Raw genomic sequence first — 19,207 nt, 5'->3', positions numbered from 1 at the left:
GATCTGATGGGAAGAACCGGGAAGCGAACCGGACCTGACCCTGCCGACCATGCACGAAAATTCGGCTGGGTTGTCGCCGCCCGAAGGCCGTAACGTCAAGCAAAAACCCGGTCATTTCGGGGCCAGCGGCCGGCGGCATTGAACCCGGTGACGCGGGCGTGGGACCAAGGGGGAGTTCAAGGAGACCCACGCGATGTTGCTGCGATCTTGCCTGGCCGTGCCGGCGGTCCTGCTGATGCTCGGAACGGCGCATGCCGCGACCGAGGAATGTCCCGCCAAATCGACCCAGATGGACGACATCATCGCAGAGCTCGAGAAGGCGCCGAGCTGCAACCGCGCGATGAAGGTCTTCGAGGCGTGCGAATACGGCGCCAGCGGAGACGTCCAGTTCGGCGAAGTGGTCGAGAAGAAATGCGAGGCGGACTTCCTGTCCGGCCTCAAGGGCGCACCGAAGCGGGCGTACCAGCACGAGATGCAGGCCTGCGACCGCAAGTACCAGAATGAATCCGGCACCATGTACCGCTCGTTCACGGCATTCTGCCGGGCGATCGTCGCCCAGCGCTATTCGCAGAAGGCGCTGAAAGCGGGCCCGAAAGCCCGCTAGAAGCTCCCGCCAGGATCAGGCTGCGAGGGCAGCCTTGGCCTTCTCGGCGATCGCCTGGAACGCAGCCGGCTCGGCGATGGCGAGATCCGACAGCACCTTGCGGTCGACGACGATGCCCGACTTGGACAGGCCGTTGATAAACACGCTGTAGGTCATGCCGAACGGACGGACGGCGGCGTTGATGCGCTGGATCCAGAGCGCGCGGAAGGTGCGCTTCTTGCGCTTGCGGTCGCGGAAGGCGTACTGGCCGGCCTTTTCGACGGCCTGCTTGGCGACGCGAATGGTGTTCTTGCGGCGGCCGTAATAGCCCTTGGCGGCCTTGTAGACTTTCTTGTGCTTGGCGTGAGCGGTCACACCGCGTTTGACGCGAGACATGACGGAAATCCTTGATCTGGAAGAGGTGACGGGGCGCCGCGCAGTCGCGGCGAGGGTTCAAGCGGATCGGAGCGATCAGGCGTTCGGCAAGAAGTACTTCTTGACGTTGTCGCCGTCGGTCTTGAACAGCACGCGGGTGCCGCGGAGCTGACGGATCTGCTTCTTCGTCCGCTTGATCATGCCGTGGCGCTTGCCGCGCTGAGCGTGCATGACTTTGCCAGTGGCGGTCACCTTGAAGCGCTTTTTAGCGCCCGACTTGGTCTTCAACTTGGGCATTTGGCTCTCCTGTCGCACAGCACGAAAATCGCCCCGAGAGGCGTCCGGCCGGCTAAAATGCTCGTTAGAGCGTTGAAAGTGCTATGGTTTTTTCCGAATTGAAAGAACCTGCACTGAACGTCGCCACGGCAGCCCTTGATCAGCCGGGCGGCGAAGGCCCGGCTTATGACAGAGGATCGGCGGTTTTGCAACGTTCGAAGCCGGGAATCCGGGCTGGAACCGGGCTACCCCAGCCGTCAAATAAGAAACGGCCCGCCAGACGATCTGACGGGCCGGTTCACGAGTCTATAAATTAATTCGAATTAGCGCGGCGCCAGCACCATTACGACCTGGCGGCCTTCGAACTTCGCGTCCTGCTCGACCTTGGCGAACTCGGCAACGTCGGCCTTCACCTTGTCCAACAGCTTGGTGCCGATCTCCTGGTGCGCCATCTCACGACCGCGGTAGCGCAAGGTGATCTTGACCTTGTCGCCTTCCTCGAAGAAGCGCTGCATCGCGCGCATCTTCACGTCATAGTCGTGATCGTCGATCATCGGGCGGAGCTTGATCTCCTTGATCTCGACGACCTTCTGCTTCTTGCGAGCTTCGGCGGCCTTCTTCTGCGCGGAATATTTGTATTTGCCGTAGTCCATGATCTTGCAGACGGGAGGACTGACGTTCGGCGAAATCTCGACGAGGTCCATGCCGGCTTCCATGGCCATCTTGATGGCCACCATGGTTTCGACGGTGCCCTGGTTGACACCATCGGCATCGATCAGCTGGATCTGCGCGTTGCGAATCTCATCATTGGTGCGCGGCCCGTCTTTTGCGACTGTGGGCGGGGCTCTATTGGGACGGCGAATGGGTAACTCTCCAAAGTTGTGAAAGGGAAGGCGGATATTTTGAAGCAAGACGCTGCGGCGGGCAAGCGAACTCGCTCCCTTAAGCGGCAAAACCGTCAATTGCGAGGCATTTTAGCCACGCCCGGCACATATAGCGGGTGCGCCTGCTCTGCAAGGCGGGCTGGCTGCCGTTGACCGGTGCCGTACGACGATTGAAATGCAGATATCTGACACACGAGTGACCGAACCATGAGCCAGACCGCCGCATCCGGACAGGAACCCGCCTTCATCGAGGTCGGCGAGGGCAGTGAGGCACGCCGGATCGCGGTACGCGCCCGGGCCGGCAGCGCCGCAGGCAGCACGAGTGGTGCGCCCGGCAGTGGCGCGCCGGGGCTGTTCTGGCTCGGCGGCTTCAAGTCCGACATGACCGGCACCAAGGCGATCGCGCTCGATGCGTGGGCCGCCGAGCACGGCCGCAGCTGCGTCCGGTTCGACTATTCCGGCCATGGCGAATCCGGCGGCGAATTCGCCGACGGCACGATCGGCCGCTGGCTCGAGGAGAGCGTTGCGGTGTTCTCGCAGTTCTGCAGCGGGCCGCAGGTCGTGATCGGCTCCTCGATGGGCGGCTGGATGGCGCTGCTGCTGGCGCGCGAGATCGTCAAACGCGGCAAGGCTGGCGGGAACGGCAAGCTCGCCGGCCTCGTGCTGATCGCGCCGGCGCCCGACTTCACCGAGGAGCTGATGTGGAAGGGCTTCTCGCCGGAGATACGCGCCGAGATCGAGACCAATGGCATGTGGCTCAGGCCTTCGGAGTACGGTGACGGCACGCCCTATCCGATCACCCGCAATCTGATCGAGGAAGGCCGCAACCATCTGCTGCTCGGAAGCCAAATCGACGTCGGCTGTCCGGTGCGCATCCTGCAGGGCGCGCAGGATCCCGACGTGCCGTGGAAGCATGCGTTTGCGCTGGTGCACCGGCTGCCGGCCGAGGACGTGGTGCTGACCATGATCCAGGACGGCGACCACCGGCTGTCACGGCCACAGGACATCGCGCGCATCATCGCCGCGGTGGCGGAGATCTGACCACGCCGCCGCCCTTCGAGGCGCGCAAGGGCGCGCACCTCAGGGTGACGGCTATGGATAAAGACGTCATCCTCGCGCAAAGGCTTTGCCTTTGTCGCTGGACGTGCGAGCGAAGCGAGCCTCGAAGGATGGCCACACGCGAGGGAGAAACGCCATGGACACCACAACGATGCTGCGCGCGTTCTGCGACGCGGTCGAACAGCGCAACGGCAAGGCTTTTGCCGATCTCTTCGTCGAGGACGGCGTCTATCACGACGTGTTCTACGGCGCCTTTGAGGGCCATGCGAAGATCGCCGAGATGATCGACGACTGGTTCTACCGCACCGCGACCGATTTCCGCTGGGTCATGCACGATCCCGTCAGCGACGGCGCGACGCTCTACGCGCGCTACACGTTCAGCTACCGCTCGACCTTGCCGGAAGCCAAGGGGGCCCGCGCGATGTTCGAGGGCGTCGCGATCATGCGGCTGCGCGACGGCAAGATAACGGAGTATCACGAGGTCGCCAACACTGCGCCCGCCTTCGTCGATCTGAACTTCGCGCCGGAGCGGATCGCCAAGATCGTCGGCAAGCAGGGCACAGCGCTCAGGGCGCGGCCGGAGATGCAGCGGCATTTGGCCGACTAACCAGCCGTCATTGCGAGGAGCGTAAGCGACGAAGCAATCCATACCGCCGCGTGTGCGGACGAATGGATTGCTTCGCTTCGCTCGCAATGACGGCTGTGTGAGGAGCTACGGCGGCGGCGGACTGCTCATCGGTTTGCGCTGGGCGAGCGCCGCCACGGTGGAGGTGCCGATCGGGCCCTTCTCGTCATAGAGCCAGCATTCGCCGATCGCGATGCCGTCGGTGGCGTGATGGTTGACGACCTCGAAGCCGATCCAGTTGGTCACCGGCAGACGGTGCAGATAGATCGTGACGTCGCTGTTGATGTAGCCGAGGCCCTGGTCGCCGGCATTGGCGAAGGGGCTGGCGAAATCCGCGCCGGTCGCGACATGAACGAACGGCGTCATCTTCACGCCGGCGACGAGCTCGCGGACTTCGCTCATCCAGAGCCTTCGCTCGCCGAGCGAGCCCATGTGTCCTGTGATCGGCCGCGTTTCCCATTTGCCGTTCATGCCAAGCCTCGGATCGGCCGGCTTTGGAATGTCTGCCGGCGCCGGCACCTGCCAGTTCGGCGGCGACCACACATTGCCCGGCGCATTTTCCGTCCTGCGCAACAACTGGCAGGAGGCGCGCGCCATGCTGGTGCCGCCGGAGACAAACTCGGCCTCGATCATCCTGATGCGCATGCCGTCGCGCAGCAGCTTGGTCGTCACCTCGATCGGCGTCGTGATGTTGGGCAGCCGGAACATGTCGACCGTCAGCCGCGCGGGCACGAAATCGTCGGAGCCGTGGCGCTCCTCGATCACGAAGGCGAGCAGGCCGATCACGACGCGGCCGTGCAGGGATTCCGGACTCCACGGTCCGTTCGCAACGGCCGTCGGCATGAAGCCGTCGCCGTGTCTGGTGAAAAATGGCTGGTTTGTCATGGCCCATCGACCATGACGGGAATGGCGCGATGAAATCAAGAGGCGGCCGCGCGCCACTCCTGTTGCACGCTGAGGTCGGGCTCGCCGCCGGACCGCGATGCCAGCGTCGCGAACGCATCGCGTGGCATCAGTTGCGACAGCGCCCACACTGCCGCGCCGCGCACCAGCGGGCTCGCGTCGTCGAGCAGACGTTGTGCTTCGCCGGCAAGGTTCGCATCGCCGGAGTTGCCGATTGCGATCAGCACATTGCGGATGAAGCGATCGCGGCCGATGCGCTTGACCGGCGATTTCGTGAACAGCGCGCGAAAGGCCGGATCGTCGAGCCGCACGAGCTCGGCGAGCGCAGGCGCGCGCAACGCATCGCGCGCCGCGAGCTTCTGCTCGCGGCCCGCCTCGGCGAACTTGTTCCACGGGCACACCGCGAGGCAGTCGTCGCAGCCATAGATGCGGTTGCCGATGGCCTTGCGGAATTCGTGCGGGATCGGGCCCTTGTTCTCGATCGTCAGATACGAGATGCAGCGCCGCGCATCGAGCTTGTAGGGCGCGGGAAATGCCGCGGTCGGGCAGATGTCCTGGCAGGCGTTGCAGCTGCCGCAGTGATCGGCTTCGCCATCGTCGCATGGCAGCTCGGTGGCGGAATAGATCGCGCCGAGAAACAGCCACGAGCCGAACTCTCGCGACACCAGATTGGTGTGCTTGCCCTGCCAGCCGATGCCGGCAGCCTGCGCGAGCGGCTTCTCCATCACAGCGGCGGTGTCGACGAACACCTTCACTTCGTCGCCGGTCGCAGCAGCGAGCCAGCGCGCCAGAATCTTCAGCCGCTTCTTGATCACGTCGTGATAGTCGTCGCCCTGCGCATAGACCGAGATCGTGCCATGCGATCGACGCGCGAGAATATTCAGCGGATTGTCATCGGGCCCGTAATTGACGCCGAGCATGATGATCGAGCGCACGCCACCCCACAGTACGCGCGGATCGGCGCGTCGCTCCGGATTGGCTGCGAGCCAGTCCATGTCGCCATAGGCGCCGGAGCCGAGGAACTCGAGGAAATATCTTCCGGCCTCGCTGGTCGCATCAGGCGTGGTGAAGCCGATGGCATCGAAGCCGAGCGCGCGCGCCTCGCGCCCGAGCGCTGCCTTGAGATCGGACGGAGAGAGCCTGGCCGCCTGGTTCAGAAGTCGAGGTCCACGTAGGTCCGCGACGCCGGCACCCCCGCCAGCCATTCGCTGAGCAGCGGGCGGAACGACGGGCGGGATTTCACCCGCGCATACCACGCCTTTGCCGCGTCGTCCTCGCTCCATGGCACGTCGCCCAGATAGTCGATCGCCGAGAGATGCGCCGCGGCGGCGAGATCCGCGTAGGTGAGGCGGTCGCCGGCGAGATAGTTCCGCGTCTTCGCCAGCCAGCCGATGTAGCTCAGATGATAGCGCACATTGACCTTGGCGGCGCGCATGATGTCGGGCGCCGGCGGACCGCCGCCATTGTCCTCGCTCATGAAGCGCTTGTAGATCCGCTCGGTCACCAGCGGGTTGGAGGCTTCCTCGAAGAACTTCTCGTTGAACCATGCCATCAGCCGGCGCACCTCGACGCGCTCGGCCATCGACGTCGGCAACAGCCGCCGCTCGCCGGCCTCGAGGCCGTGCGCCTCGTCGACATATTCGGCGATGATCGGGGCCGCCGGGATCGGCGGAAAGCCCTCGGCGATAAGCACCGGCGTGGTTGCCGCCGGATTGAGCGCCAAAAACGCCTCGCGCCGTTCCCAGACCCGTTCCTCAACAAGGCGCAAATCAAGGCCATACTCGCCGAGCACGAGGCGAATGAAGCGCGAATGCGGACAGAACGGATGGTGATACAGCGTGTACATGAAGCCCTTGGTAATTTCGTGGCGCTTAAGAAACCATCAACCTGTGTGACCTGACCTGCAATTTGGCCAGGACAGTTCCGCTCGTCTCTATGTCGCGTCGGCACACAAACCGGTAGCCACCCCCCGCAGACGGTGCGGGTCACAAAAACGCTATAGCCCAGCAAATCGGCCGGGTAACCCATTGTTTGACGATTCTTTGCGATTGCGGCCTATGTGCGAATAAGCGAGAAGAATTCGGTTTTCCACACAGGGCAGATCAGATCATGATGACGGATATGCTGCGGGCGGTGATTCTCGGCATCGTCGAGGGCGTCACCGAGTTCCTGCCGGTCTCTTCGACAGGCCACCTGCTGCTCGCGGAGCGCTTCTTCAATCTCGGTGAGGGCAATTTCTGGAAGAGCTTCGCGATCCTGATTCAGCTCGGTGCGATCCTCGCGATCCTCGCGCTCTACTTCTTCAAATTGTGGCGCGTCGCGCTCGGCATGTTCTCCAATCCCGACGACCGCCGTTTTGTGATCGGCGTGCTTGTCGCGTTCCTGCCCGCGGTCGTGATCGGCCTGATCGCCGGCAAATACATCAAGGAATTCCTGTTCAATCCGTGGGTAGTCTGCTTCACGCTGATCGTCGGCGGCGCCGTCCTGCTCTGGGTCGATCAGCTCGATCTCAAAGTCTACGAGGACGATGCGACCCGGTTCCCGCTGCTGATGTATTTCTGGATCGGCGTCGCGCAGTGCCTGGCGATGATCCCCGGCGTGTCGCGCTCCGGCGCCAGCATCGTGGCGGCGATGCTGCTCGGCGCCGACAAGCGCTCGGCGGCGGAGTTCTCGTTCTTCCTTGCGATCCCGACCATGGTCGGCGCGTTCGCCTATGATTTCTACAAGAACCGCGCCGACTTCACGTCCGACGGTCTCAGCGTCATCGCGGTCGGCTTCGTGGTCTCCTTCATCGTCGCGATGATCGTGGTGAAGACCTTCCTCAACTACGTCACCCGCCACGGCTTCACGTTCTTTGCCTGGTGGCGCGTGATCGTCGGCACCCTCGGCCTGATCGCGCTGGCGATGGGAAGGTAAAGGCATTCTCCGCTGTCGTCCCTGCTTCGCAGAGACGACGAGTGGATCGACTCACGCGCTCTTCTTCTGGAACTGCCCGGTCGCGCGGAAGCGCCAGAGATATTGCGGGGCGATTGCTTCCATCGAATCGGGCGCAATGCCGAGGCCCGCGAAGGTCAGGCCGGCAGCCTTGGCGGCGTCGGACACCACGTTGTCCGTGCGCAGCATCGCGACCTGGTCCGGGGTCAGTGTGAAGGGACCCGGGGCGAATTGCAGGACATACGACTGGAGCTTGGCGAGGCTGAACGGCAGCGGCGCCAGCATGCGATCGCGCTGGGTGATCCGAAGGATGATCTCCATGATCTCGCGCATGGTCAGCACTTCCGGGCCGCCGAGCTCGTAGGTTGCGCCGCCCTTCGCCTTGCCGTCGACGGCATCCGCCACGGCGTCGGCGACGTCAGCGACATAGGCCGGCTGCACCGTGTTGACCCCGCCGCCGACCAGCGGCAGCACCGGCGACATCCGCGCCAGCGCCGCAAAGCGGTTGGTGAACTGATCCTCGGGCCCGAACAGCAGCGACGGCCGCATGATGGTGGCCGACGGCAAGGCCGCCCGTACTGCCTTCTCACCTTCGGCCTTGGCGCGGAAATAGCCCGACAGCGAATTCTCGTCGGCGCCGATCGCCGAGACATGGACCATGCGGGCGCCGTTGGCGGCCGCCGCCCTGGCGATGGTCTCGGCACCCTTCACCTGCACCGCATCAAACGTCTGCCCGCCGCCTTCGGCCAGAATGCCGACCAGATTGATGGCGATATGCGAATCACGCATCGCCGCCTCGACCGAGGCCGGGTAGCGAACATTGGCCTGGACGGCATGAATCTGGCCGACGCGGCCGAGCGGCTGCAGATGGCCGGCCAGTTCAGGCCGCCGCACCGCGACTCGCACACGGTAATCGCGCTTGCAGAGCGCCCGGACCACATTCCGTCCCAGAAAACCCGATCCGCCGAATACCGTGACGAGCGTTTCGAGGTTCGATGCCATGAGGTCCATTCCTGCCGGATTCGAGAACTATTCGGGGGAGTTAGTGGTTTGGCGATACGCCATCAGCCCAATCCTGTACAGGCTATTTGAATTTCCACTCGCGAATTTGACAAGCGCGTAACCGATCCTTACTAAGCCGCTCCACATGCCCAGGTGGCGGAATTGGTAGACGCGCTGGCTTCAGGTGCCAGTGGCTTAACGGCCGTGAAGGTTCGAGTCCTTTCCTGGGCACCATCCCCTTTCCAAGCGATTGAAATCGCTAGGTTACGGGGAACTTGCGTGGCTCGCTTGTGCGCAAGACCGAGCATGCGGTGAGGCCGCTGCCCAGCCTGATTCTCCTCATTCCCATCGATGACTGACGACACCGGCCGATAATCCAGGCGCGGTGGCATGAACCCGCGTCCTCGGACAGCTTCCGGCCGTCGTCTAGCTCGCGATTCACCATCGCAGCGACAATTCGAGAGCCGGGCAGGTACGACCGCGCGCGGCGCGTGCACTTGGTCGAGAGATCGGAATAGATTTCCCGGCTACAGTCGGAGTTCCCTGGAGGAGTATCGTGCCTCCAACCGATCGGTGGACTTCGCTGACCAGGGTTGAGGCAAGCGACAAGCGGCTGCGGCGAAGGATGGGGACCTGAACTCCAGATGGGCAACACTTCGGCGATACGATTGCTCGGACATGCGGCCGTGATGGCCTGCCTGATCGGGCCTGTCCTGGTGCCCGGACGGGTCATGGGGGAGTCGGAGCGCAAGGAATCACCGCAGCTGCAGTCCGGCGCCCGCCCGACCACCGACGCGGATGAAAATCAGCTCGCCGTCGTCAAGCTCTCGGCCGACCAGCAAAGGCAGATCGGACTGGAAACGGCGGTTCTGGAGGCCGCCTTACATTCCGAGCAGATCAGAGCGTATGGTGCGGTCCTCGATATCGCCCGCATCACCGAGCTGACCAACGGCTACGCCAACGCGCAGGCGCAGCTTCAGACGGCGCAGGCCAAATTCGACGTCGCCAAGAGCGCTTATGAGCGCACGAAGAATCTGGTCCAATCGGCCGCGCTCCCCAAGAAGGAAGCAGAGGCTGCCGAAGGTGCGTTCCGGACCGACCAGGCCTCGATTGCTGCGGCGGAATCGCAGGTCAAGACACTTGCCGCGACGGCGCAGCAGGAGTGGGGCTCGGTGATCGGCAAGGGCATCGTCGAGCGCTCGCCGGCAGTGGTGAAGTTGATCGAGCGCGACAACTTTCTGGTCCAGGTCACGTTGCCGCCGGGCGAGATCCTGGCGCAGCTGCCGCGCACGGCGCTCGCGCAGGCGCCGACAGGCAACGCAAATATCGAACTGCAATATCTGTCGCCGGCGACGCGAACCGAGCCGCGCATTCAGGGACTGAGCTACTTCTTTACGGCGCCTGGCGACAGCGGCCTGCTTCCGGGAATGAACGCGATTGCTTACGTGCCATCCGGGAAGACATACGAAGGTGTCTTCGTTGAAGACACCGCCATTGTGCGCTGGCAAGGCCGCTCCTGGGTTTACCTTCGCACCGGGCCCGATACTTTCAAGCGGTATCCGATCAATACGGACCAGCCGGTCTCGGACGATGACTATGTCGTGCGTGGGCTGCCTCCCCGGTCTGAGGTCGTGATCCGCGGCGCGCAAGTGCTGTTGTCCGAAGAGGCCAAGAGCGTGCTTCAGGGCAGCGGTGACAATGACTGACGCGTCGCGTTCGGGCGCGGTCGGGCCGCAGGCCGCTCTGGTCTCCTTTGCGATTCGCTTCCGGGGAATTGTCCTTGCGCTTGCCTGTGTGCTGCTTGGCTATGGCGTATTGGCGCTGGGCAACGCCAAGTACGGCGTCTTTCCCGAATTCGCGTCACCGCAGGTCACAATTCAGACCGAAGCGCCCGGCCTCAGTCCGGAGCAAGTCGAGATTCTGGTCACGCAGCCGGTCGAGACATCGATCAATGGATTGGCCGGCGTGGACAGTATGAGATCCACTTCGATTCAAGGCCTCTCGGTCATCACCGTGGTGTTCCGCCCTGGCAGCGACATTTACCGTGCGCGTCAGTTGGTCACGGAGCGGTTGGCGGTGGTCGCTGGTCGTCTTCCGCAGGGCGTGCAGGCGCCGTCCATGACGCCACTGACTCCAACGGCCGGTACGGTGCTGGTGATCGGCCTGACGTCCAGGGCGCGCTCATTGATGGACTTGCGCACCATTGCGGATTGGACCCTGAGCAGGCGCCTGCTCGCGGTACCCGGTGTCGCGCAGGTCTCGACCTACGGCAGGGATGTGAGATCGCTGCAAGTGCAGGTCCGTCCCGACGATCTGATCCGGTTCAGGGTTGGCATGAACGACGTCCTGGCCGCCGCGCGAAAGGCCACCGGCGTCCGCGGTGCAGGCTTCATCGACACGGCCAACCAGCGCATCACGTTGCAGACTCAAGGCCAGTCTCTCACACCCGAACAGCTGGCGCGTACGGTGCTGCTGCACGAAGGCGGCGCCAGCGTCGTGCTTGGCGATGTGGCGACCGTTGCGACTGCGCCGGAACCGCCGATCGGCGCGGCCCTCATCAACGGCGACCCGGGCGTGATGCTCATGATCAGCCAGCAATACGGTGCGAACACCCGCGAGGTGACGCGGCGTGTCGAAGCCGCGCTGAATGAACTCCGCCCCGCGCTTGAGGCCGAACAGGTTGCGCTTCACGACGACCTGTTTCGGCCCGCCAACTTCATCGATACGGCCACCGCGAGCGTCCTGAACGCGCTGTTCATCGGCGGCGCGCTGGTGATCGTCATCCTGTTCCTTTTTCTGTTCGACTGGCGAACGTCGGTGATCAGCTGCACCGCCATTCCGCTTTCGCTGATTGCGGCGGTGCTGGCGCTTCAGTGGGCAGGCGAGTCGCTCAACACAATGACCTTGGGCGGACTTGCGATCGCGATCGGGGAGGTGGTCGATGATGCCGTGATCGGGGTTGAGAATGTCGTGCGTCGATTGCGGGAGAATGCGCGGCTCGGGGATCCGCAGCCCACAGCCCGCGTGGTGCTTGACGCAATTCTGGAAGTTCGGACCGCCGTTGTGTACGCAACATTTGCGGTGCTGCTGGTGTTTTTCCCGATCCTCGGATTATCCGGGGTCGCCGGTCGTCTGTTCGGGCCCCTGGCCGTCGCGTATATCTTCGCCGTGTTCGCATCGCTCGTGGTCGCGCTCACCGTGACGCCTGCTCTCGCGATGCTGTTGCTGGGTGAGCGTGCCAGTCGCAAGGAGCAGCGTGAACCGCCTCTGGTGCGCTGGTCTCGCCGTCACTATGAGGCGATGCTCGGCTGCATCGAACAGTATCCGAAGCTGGTGATGACGACCGCGGTGGCTCTGACGCTTGCTGGAGCTGCATTGGTGCCGTTCTTCGGCGGAACTTTCCTGCCCGAGTTGAGGGAAGGTCACCTGATTCTGCACGTCACCATGGTTCCCGGCACGGCGCTCGACGAGTCGCTGCGGATCGGCAAGCTCATGACCGAGGCGCTCAAAGCGGTCCCCGGTGTGCGCACCGTCGCACAGCACGCGGGCCGTGCCGAGGCCGGCATCGACGCGCTCGGGCCGCACTACAGCGAGTTCGAAGTCGATCTGGCCCCCGGGCTCTCGGGTTCCGAGCAGGAGAAGACCGAGAAGCTGATGCGAGCGGCCCTCGAGACGTTTCCCGGCGTCGCGTTTTCGAGCAAAACCTATCTGACGGAGCGCATCGAGGAGACGGTATCCGGGTTCAGCGCCGCGGTCGCTGTGAACATCTACGGTACGGATCTCGATTCGCTGGACAACGCGGCGCGCGACGTCGCCCGGGAGCTCGGGGAAGTCCGCGGAGCGATCGATGTGCAGCAACAATCCCCGCCGGGAATGCCTCAGGTCAATGTGACCCTGCGGCCCGCCGATCTGCAGCGCTGGGGTCTCGATGCGGTCGAGGTTCTTGAGCTGATCCGTACCGCCTATCAGGGCGACGTGGTCGGTCAGGGCTATGAGGGTAACGTGGTCTTCAATGTGACCGTCATCCTCGACGTCCAGGCCCGCGCACGGCTCACGCAGATCGGTGATCTGCCCCTGCGCACGCCGAGCGGGGCCTATATTTTCCTCAAGCAGGTCGCCGACGTCTACGAAACCTCCGGTCGGTATCAGGTGATCCGTCGCGACGCGCAGCGCGCGCAGACCGTCACCGCGAATGTGAGCGGCCGCGATCTCGAATCGTTCGTCGCCGCCGCGAAGCGGAAGTTGGCGCGAGAAGTGAAACTGCCGCCCGGTGCACACCTCGAGTTTGCAGGGGCGGCCGAGGCGCAGGCCCAGTCGCGACGTGATCTTCTGGTGAACTCGGCGATGGCGGGGATCGGCATTGTCCTCCTGCTTGCAGTGGTGACCGGTCATTGGCGCAATCTTCTGCTCATCTTGATCAACCTGCCGTTCGCATTCGTCGGAGGCGTGTTCGCCGTGGCGTTGACCGGCGGCCTGCTTTCGCTGGGATCGGTGGTCGGCTTCGTCACCTTGTTCGGGATCACGCTGCGCAATTCCATCCTGATGATCTCGCATTATGAACATCTCGTCGTCGCCGAGGGCAGGGCGTGGACCGCCGCAACCGCGATAACGGGCGCGGCCGACCGCCTCGTTCCGATCCTGATGACGTCGCTGGTCACCGGCCTCGGCTTGCTGCCGCTTGCGCTCGGCGCGGGCGAGCCCGGACGGGAGATCGAGGGGCCCATGGCGGTCGTGATCCTCGGCGGGCTCTTGACCTCGATGGCCCTGAACCTGCTGGTATTGCCGACTCTTGCGTTGAGATACGCGCGGTTCGATGGCGGACATAGGTCGGCCTTGTGACCAGCGTCGCGGCATTGGGCAAGCTGAGGACTGGAAATCCGGGCGGCCGGGCTGGCCTCCAGCGATCATTGGGCGGAGGAGGATAGACCGTGCTCCGGTTCGGAATCATGACTGTGGGTCAGCGAAACTTTCAATCGCAAGAGCAAGCCCAAGATCGACCAGCTTCGCCAGGGTAGCTACCGGCAGCTCGTCTCCAAAGTATCCGTCTCCGAGAAATTGAATGACTAGGCACGCCCGCCCACCGGTCGATCGGAGTTTGGTCAAGAAAGCCCGATGCGGCTCAAGTCAATCGACAAAGTTCGTCACCTCTGCGGCGAACCATTGGTTTCTGACATCGTACCGGATGCAGTGTCTCCAACGCGTGTCCGGGTAGTTTCCCGGGAGAGGGGTGCCCGTCGGAGTCTTCCGGAGGTCGCCCACCCGGTGCGCGAAGTGCGGTTCCAACCCAAGCGCGCTACTGATGTCCGTCGGGTCCCACATTGGGTGGATAACGAACAGCTCGACATCGAACCGACGTGGGCTATTCGCTTCTGCGCAGTTCGCGTCGCTCTGCTCCGTCACATCAGCGCTCCGACCAGGTTGGGACTTTGCTACAAAGAGGCGATCTAGTCCTTTCTTGCGTCCTCACACGACCCGCCGGCCGGCGCGGCGGGCGATCGGCTTCTGCACGAAGTACATCGCGATCATCGAGATCATTGAGCTCGCCACGACGACGTAGCCGATGCGGTCGAAATGCAGCAGCGAGCCGTCCGGATTCTCCGCGACGATCGCGGCTGCAACCACCGAGCCCAACCCGCCCGAGAGCTGCTGCACCGACGCGCTGATTGCGCTGAACGAGCCGCGCTGGCTGGCGTCGGGGATCGCCGACATCAGCGCCTGGGACGGGATCATGCGCGAGAAGATGCCGACGAACATCAGCACATTGACGACGATCGCGGTCAGCAGCGAGACGTGGCCGAGATGGGTGTAGATCAGCACCATGATGGCCGACACCACGCAGCCGAAGATGAAGGTCGGATATTTGCCGAACGCATCGCTGGCGCGGCCGACCAGCGGCCCCATCAGGATGCTGAACAGGCCGGAGACGAGATAGATTGTCGGCAGATGGACGATGTCGATGCCGAGATTGTGCACGGTGAAGGCGCTGCCGAACGGCATCAGCATGAAGCCGCCGGTCGCGAGCAGCGTCGTCACCATGAAGGCGAGCGTGTAGCGGGGCTGCGCTACGGTTGCGATCAGATGCTGGAACGGATTGCGGTCGTGCTGCAGTTTGAGGTGCCCGTCGACCGGCTCCATGACGAGCGCGATGGTGGCGATCGCCGCGAGCGACAGGCCGACGATGGCGACGAAGCAGATGTGCCAGTTCCAGTGATTGGCCAGGAAAAGTCCGGCGGGCACGCCGAGCACCTGGCTTGCGGCGAACGCGGTCTGGATGAAGCCCATCACCCGGCCGCGCAGCTGCAGCGGAAACAGGTCGGTGACGATCGCGAGCACGACGGAGCCGATCACGCCGCCGAACAGGCCGGTGACGATGCGACCGAGCAGCAGCACGTGGAAATTCTGCGCCAGTGCGCACAGCACGGTGCCGAACGTGAAGCCGACATAGAAGAACAGCAGCATCCGCTTGCGGTCGAAGCGATCGGCAAAGCCGGCGGCGAGGATGCCGGAAATGCCCGCCGCGAACGCATAGGCCGAAACCGCGACGCCGAACTGCCCGGCGGTGATGTCGAGCGACGGCATCAGGATCGCGCCGAGCGGCGACATGATGATGAAGTCGAGGATCAGGGTGAATTGCGTGAACGCCAGCAGCGCGATCAGGAACGTTTGATAGCGCGAAAAGCCGCGTTCCTGTTGGGCGTCGTCGATCGGCGCGGCGATGGTCTGTTCCGACATGAGGCTCATTTCTGACGATGAGTAGAACGTGCGAGCGGCTGGGCACAGATAGGGGCGCCGTTCGTGGATTTCATCGGCGCGGATGCGCAAAAAAAGCGCGGAAGTGTGATCAAGGCCCCGAGATGTCCACTTCTCCATATGGGCACCGTGCGGCCGCCGAACATCCCACCGCTGATCGGTTGAATTGCAGCGTGATCCAAATGCAACAGAGGTTGTACGAAGCCGGGCCATCGTGTCTGTATGTGGCCGGAGCGCGGGCCGAAACCCCGGGCTGAGCGGCCCGGAGACCCGTCTATCCGCTCGCATCCCGGGCGGATGGGGGCTAGTGTCGCCTGTCGAATCGATCCAAGACCTGAGGCCTTATTTCATGACCATCCGCCTGCATCGCGGCGACCTGCCCGATCTCTCCCGCTACACCGATTCAGTGGCGATCGACACCGAGACCATGGGTCTGCATCCGCATCGTGACCGGCTCTGCGTGGTGCAGATGTCGAACGGCGACGGCACCGCCGACGTGATCCAGATTCCGAAGGGTCACACCGACTCGCCGAACCTGAAGGCGCTGCTCGCGAACCCTAAGGTCACCAAGATCTTCCACTTCGCACGGTTCGACGTCGCGGTGCTCTACAACACCTTCGGCGTGATGCCGGCGCCGGTCTATTGCACCAAGATCGCCTCGCGCCTGTCGCGCACCTACACCGACCGCCACGGCCTGAAGGACCTGGTGCGCGAGGTGCTGAACGTCGAGCTGTCGAAGCAGCAGCAGTCGAGCGACTGGGGCGCGCAAGGCCTCAGCGAGGCCCAGCTCGCCTACGCCGCGTCCGACGTGCTGCACCTGCATGCGCTGCGCGACAAGCTGAATGTGATGCTCGCGCGCGAAGGGCGGACCGATCTCGCTCAAGCGTGCTTTGACTTCCTGCCGACGCGCGCCAGGCTCGATCTCGACGGCTGGGAGGCCGAGGACATTTTCGCTCATTCATGATTTCGTCCATTCTTGATGGGCGCCGAATTCGTCGCGGCGGGGGCGGTTTCGCCCCGTTTCGGCCAAACTGTTCACGCGTGGTCCGGCTTGAAGTCGGCTTGGGGCGGCGCGACGGAGGTTCGGGCTGCATATTCGGGCGGCTCCGGCTAGAATAGGGGCAGTTTCGTGCCTCTGGAGCTCAGGTGAATTCGGTTCAGAATCCAGCCTATGTCACAGGCCTCGAGGCGCGCTTTGCCGCCGCCGCGCGGCACAGCCGCATGGTGCGGATCCTGCGCGTCGCCGTGCCCGCGATGGTCGGGCTGGCGATGGCCTCGATCATCTTCGTCTCGGTCTACAATCCATTCCGCGAATTGATCCCCAAGCTGCCGGTCGAGATGGACAACCTCGTGGTGTCAGGCACCAAGATCACGATGGAATCGCCGCACATCGCCGGCTTCTCCGCCGACGGGCGGCCCTATGAAATGTGGGCCAAGGCCGCGATCCAGGACATCACCGATCCCGACCATGTCGAGCTGAAGACGATCCGCGCCAAGGTAGCGCAGCAGGATCAGTCGACAGTGACGATGGATGCACGGACCGGCTTCTTCGACAACAAGAAGCAGCTGCTCGATCTACGCCAGGATATCTTCCTGCAGTCGTCGACCGGCTATGAGGCGAAGCTGACGCAGGCCCTCGTCGACATCAACAAGGGCAACGTGTCGTCGGACGAGCATGTCGACGTCAAGCTGCTCCAGGGCACGCTGACATCAGACAGGCTCAGGATCTACAACAGTGGCGAGCTTGTGCGCTTCGAAGGAAATGTCGTGATGAATCTCGACAAGCTCGGCGACAACGATGCTAACCCGCCGGCCGAGCCCGCACCACCGCCACCTCCTCCTCCGGCGCCGCCGAAAGCGCGCAAGTCCGCCAACACGAAATGATTTTGATGATGAGACGTTTTCCGCACGGCACGGCAATTGCGGTCTTTCTGCTCGCGCTGTTCGCGGTGAGTGCCGCGTCCGCGCAGGGCTCGATGAGCGGCGTTCCCAACGCCATGCAGGGCTTTTCGCAGAACCGCGACCAGCCGATTCAGATCGAGGCCGCCTCGCTCGAAATGCGCGACAAGAAGAAGGAGGCGACCTTCGCCGGCAATGTGAAGGTCGTGCAGGGCGACACCACCATGACGTCGAAAACACTGGTCGTGTTCTACGAGGACAAGTCGACCCAGACGCCGGCGCCCGCCCCGAGCGGCACCAAGGCCGCGGCCGCCAAGGGCGCGCCGATGCAATCGGCGACGCCCGGCCCCGGCGGCGCGTCGTCGATCAAGCGGCTCGAGGCGAAGGGCAACGTCGTCGTGACCCAGAAGGACCAGGTCGTCACCGGCGAGACCGCGATCTTCGACACCAAGACCAATTTGATCACCATGATCGGTGGCGGCGGCGGACAGGTGGTGCTGACCCAGTGCCAGAACGTGCTGCGCGGCGACCGCCTGCTGGTCGACATGACCACCGGCGTCTCGCGGGTCGAATCCGACAACGGCAAGGTGCAGGGCCTGTTCATCCAGTCGCAGGGCGGACAGACCGGCAAGGGTGGCTGCGGAACGCCAGCCGCCCCGGGCGCAGCCCCAGCGGCCCCGTCACCGCTTCAACTGCTTCCGGGTAGCAAGTCGAAATAACGATCCCTCGTGCGAGGAAGGCCATGATGACGCTTCCGTCGCGCACCGCAGTTCTCGCCATCCTCGCTGCGACGACGCTCGACCATGCGTATGGACAGGGTAGCGCGTCAGTGCCCAACAACGCCATGCAGGGCTTCGCGCAGAATCGCGACCAGCCGGTCCGGATCGAGTCCGCCGTGCTCGAAATGCGTGACCGGAAGAAGCAGGCGACTTTTTCGGGCAGCGTGAAAGTGGTGCAGGGCGACACCACGATGACGTCGAAGACGCTGGTCGCATTCTACGAGGACAAATCCGCTCAGCCGACGGCCCGCTCAGCGGCCGAGAACGGACCGAAGGGCACGCCGATGCCATCGGCGACACCCGGCCCCGGCGGCAGTTCATCGATCAAGCGGCTGGAGGCGAGGGGCAATGTCGTCGTGATCCAGAAGGATCAGATCGTCACCGGCGAGACCGCGATTTTCGACACCAGGACCAATTTGATCACCATGCTCGGCGGCGTGGTGCTGACCCAATGCCAGAACGTGGTGCGCGGCGATCGTCTGCGTGTCGATATGACGACCGGCGTCTCGCGGGTCGAATCCGACAGCGGAAAGGTGCAGGTGTTGATGGTTCAGGGACAGGGCTGTGGTGGCGCGCCGGCCGTGCCGAACCCCGTAAGCTCCCCGTCAGCTTCGGCCAAGCCATCAAAATCAAGATAAATCAATGCATTAGATAATATTTTGCGGCCGCGAGGTTGAAGCGCGCGGGACGAGACTGTATCTACTGCTGCGGTCCGGCCGAACGATGCGCCTCGAGGGGAGTCATGGTGGCCGGAGGGGCATCCATTCATTCAAGGCGCGAGGGATCGTGCTTTGCCGTGTTGTTTGAGCATGATCTCCGCGCAAACGCGTCCGCTTTTGTTGCGAGGGAAGGCCGGTGTTCAGTTTTCCGGCTCATGCTTGCGCCTTCGCATGCGAATCGATTGGTCCGCAGGCAAAGTCGCGGGATCACCGTGAAAGGCTGAAGCGAAGCGGGGATGGTGGATTTTCTCGGCATGTTCCGGCGGCGTCCTGCGAAGCGCAGTTCCGGATTTGCGCGCGCGCATGACGACATCACGGCGCTCGGCGACCAATTCGGCGAGATGCTGACGTCTCCGGTGCGTGACGCGCCGCCGATGGCGCGCGCCGCCCCGGTCCCCGGCGTCGAGCTGCCGCGGTCC

At 63.7% G+C, this 19,207-nt stretch carries 18 protein-coding genes, 1 tRNA gene and 1 pseudogene; 12 read left to right on the top strand and 8 right to left on the bottom strand.

What is annotated here, in order from left to right; translation table 11 throughout:
• Window positions 1-193: 193 nt before the first annotated feature.
• Window positions 194-604: a hypothetical protein gene (locus H8A92_RS16970; protein ID WP_229196846.1), complete on the top strand. Its 411-nt coding sequence runs from the start codon at window positions 194-196 to the stop codon at window positions 602-604.
• 15 nt (window positions 605-619) lie between these two features.
• On the opposite strand, the gene rplT is transcribed toward H8A92_RS16970, so the two are convergent.
• From rplT to infC, 3 genes are all read right to left on the bottom strand, one after another.
• Window positions 620-979 (bottom strand): 50S ribosomal protein L20, encoded by a 360-nt coding sequence (rplT, locus tag H8A92_RS16965; RefSeq protein WP_139856954.1) that lies wholly within the window; start codon window positions 977-979, stop codon window positions 620-622.
• A 75-nt stretch (window positions 980-1,054) separates the two neighbouring features.
• Window positions 1,055-1,255, bottom strand: a complete 201-nt coding sequence (rpmI, locus tag H8A92_RS16960; RefSeq protein ID WP_008539890.1) for a 50S ribosomal protein L35 — start codon at window positions 1,253-1,255, stop codon at window positions 1,055-1,057.
• 302 nt (window positions 1,256-1,557) lie between these two features.
• A complete protein-coding gene (gene infC, locus H8A92_RS16955; protein ID WP_175068496.1) occupies window positions 1,558-2,097 on the bottom strand; it encodes a translation initiation factor IF-3 in 540 nt (179 codons plus the stop codon).
• A 228-nt stretch (window positions 2,098-2,325) separates the two neighbouring features.
• On the opposite strand from infC, the gene H8A92_RS16950 reads away from it, so the two are divergent.
• Together H8A92_RS16950 and H8A92_RS16945 are read left to right on the top strand one after the other, a co-directional pair.
• Window positions 2,326-3,159, top strand: coding sequence for an alpha/beta hydrolase (locus H8A92_RS16950; RefSeq protein WP_229196845.1), 834 nt, complete (start codon window positions 2,326-2,328; stop codon window positions 3,157-3,159).
• Window positions 3,160-3,313: 154 nt separating this feature from the next.
• Window positions 3,314-3,784, top strand: coding sequence for a nuclear transport factor 2 family protein (locus tag H8A92_RS16945; protein ID WP_229196844.1), 471 nt, complete (start codon window positions 3,314-3,316; stop codon window positions 3,782-3,784).
• Between the two features lie 105 nt (window positions 3,785-3,889).
• On the opposite strand, the gene H8A92_RS16940 is transcribed toward H8A92_RS16945, so the two are convergent.
• The 3 genes from H8A92_RS16940 to H8A92_RS16930 are packed head-to-tail and all read right to left on the bottom strand — an operon-like array spanning window position 3,890 to window position 6,551.
• A complete protein-coding gene (locus tag H8A92_RS16940) occupies window positions 3,890-4,687 on the bottom strand; it encodes an acyl-CoA thioesterase domain-containing protein (protein ID WP_229196843.1) in 798 nt (265 codons plus the stop codon).
• A gap of 35 nt (window positions 4,688-4,722) precedes the next feature.
• Window positions 4,723-5,910 carry a tRNA epoxyqueuosine(34) reductase QueG gene (gene queG / locus H8A92_RS16935; protein WP_229196842.1) on the bottom strand — a complete coding sequence of 396 codons (1,188 nt, stop codon included), beginning with the start codon at window positions 5,908-5,910 and terminating at the stop codon, window positions 4,723-4,725.
• Window positions 5,859-6,551: a glutathione S-transferase family protein gene (locus H8A92_RS16930; protein ID WP_229185062.1), complete on the bottom strand. Its 693-nt coding sequence runs from the start codon at window positions 6,549-6,551 to the stop codon at window positions 5,859-5,861. The genes queG and H8A92_RS16930 overlap by 52 nt, the downstream gene beginning before the upstream one ends.
• Before the next feature lie 263 nt (window positions 6,552-6,814).
• Between H8A92_RS16930 and H8A92_RS16925 the strand changes: the two genes are divergently transcribed.
• Entirely contained in the window at window positions 6,815-7,621 is an 807-nt protein-coding gene (locus H8A92_RS16925; protein ID WP_229196841.1) for an undecaprenyl-diphosphate phosphatase, read from the top strand.
• Window positions 7,622-7,672: 51 nt separating this feature from the next.
• Here the strand turns inward: H8A92_RS16925 and H8A92_RS16920 are convergent, their stop codons facing one another.
• The gene (locus H8A92_RS16920) at window positions 7,673-8,641 is read right to left on the bottom strand and encodes a complex I NDUFA9 subunit family protein (RefSeq protein WP_229196840.1); all 969 of its coding nucleotides are present in this window, start codon (window positions 8,639-8,641) and stop codon (window positions 7,673-7,675) included.
• Window positions 8,642-8,788: 147 nt separating this feature from the next.
• Here H8A92_RS16920 and H8A92_RS16915 point away from each other — a divergent pair.
• From H8A92_RS16915 to H8A92_RS16905, 3 genes are all read left to right on the top strand, one after another.
• Window positions 8,789-8,875 (top strand) — tRNA-Leu (locus H8A92_RS16915).
• Window positions 8,876-9,330: 455 nt separating this feature from the next.
• Entirely contained in the window at window positions 9,331-10,347 is a 1,017-nt protein-coding gene (locus H8A92_RS16910) for an efflux RND transporter periplasmic adaptor subunit (RefSeq protein WP_229196839.1), read from the top strand.
• Window positions 10,340-13,480: an efflux RND transporter permease subunit gene (locus H8A92_RS16905; protein WP_229196838.1), complete on the top strand. Its 3,141-nt coding sequence runs from the start codon at window positions 10,340-10,342 to the stop codon at window positions 13,478-13,480. Before H8A92_RS16910 ends, H8A92_RS16905 begins: the two co-directional genes overlap by 8 nt.
• A gap of 624 nt (window positions 13,481-14,104) precedes the next feature.
• On the opposite strand, the gene H8A92_RS16900 is transcribed toward H8A92_RS16905, so the two are convergent.
• The gene (locus H8A92_RS16900) at window positions 14,105-15,373 is read right to left on the bottom strand and encodes an MFS transporter (protein WP_229196837.1); all 1,269 of its coding nucleotides are present in this window, start codon (window positions 15,371-15,373) and stop codon (window positions 14,105-14,107) included.
• Between the two features lie 367 nt (window positions 15,374-15,740).
• Between H8A92_RS16900 and H8A92_RS16895 the strand changes: the two genes are divergently transcribed.
• The 5 genes and pseudogenes from H8A92_RS16895 to H8A92_RS16875 all read left to right on the top strand — a co-directional run.
• Window positions 15,741-16,355 carry a ribonuclease H-like domain-containing protein gene (locus H8A92_RS16895; protein WP_229196836.1) on the top strand — a complete coding sequence of 205 codons (615 nt, stop codon included), beginning with the start codon at window positions 15,741-15,743 and terminating at the stop codon, window positions 16,353-16,355.
• A gap of 182 nt (window positions 16,356-16,537) precedes the next feature.
• Window positions 16,538-17,275, top strand: a complete 738-nt coding sequence (lptC, locus tag H8A92_RS16890; RefSeq protein ID WP_229196835.1) for an LPS export ABC transporter periplasmic protein LptC — start codon at window positions 16,538-16,540, stop codon at window positions 17,273-17,275.
• On the top strand, window positions 17,272-18,009 hold the full coding sequence (locus tag H8A92_RS16885) for an LptA/OstA family protein (protein ID WP_420831332.1): 738 nt from the start codon (window positions 17,272-17,274) through the stop codon (window positions 18,007-18,009). Before lptC ends, H8A92_RS16885 begins: the two co-directional genes overlap by 4 nt.
• Before the next feature lie 26 nt (window positions 18,010-18,035).
• Entirely contained in the window at window positions 18,036-18,707 is a 672-nt protein-coding gene (locus H8A92_RS16880; RefSeq protein WP_229196833.1) for an LptA/OstA family protein, read from the top strand.
• Window positions 18,708-19,024: 317 nt separating this feature from the next.
• Window positions 19,025-19,207 (top strand): annotated as a pseudogene (locus tag H8A92_RS16875) (LPS export ABC transporter ATP-binding protein); the annotation flags it as partial.

Source organism: Bradyrhizobium acaciae, assembly GCF_020889785.1.
GTDB lineage: Bacteria > Pseudomonadota > Alphaproteobacteria > Rhizobiales > Xanthobacteraceae > Bradyrhizobium > Bradyrhizobium acaciae.
Note: the sequence above shows the minus strand (reverse complement) of the source record. Positions and strands in the feature narration are given on the sequence as shown.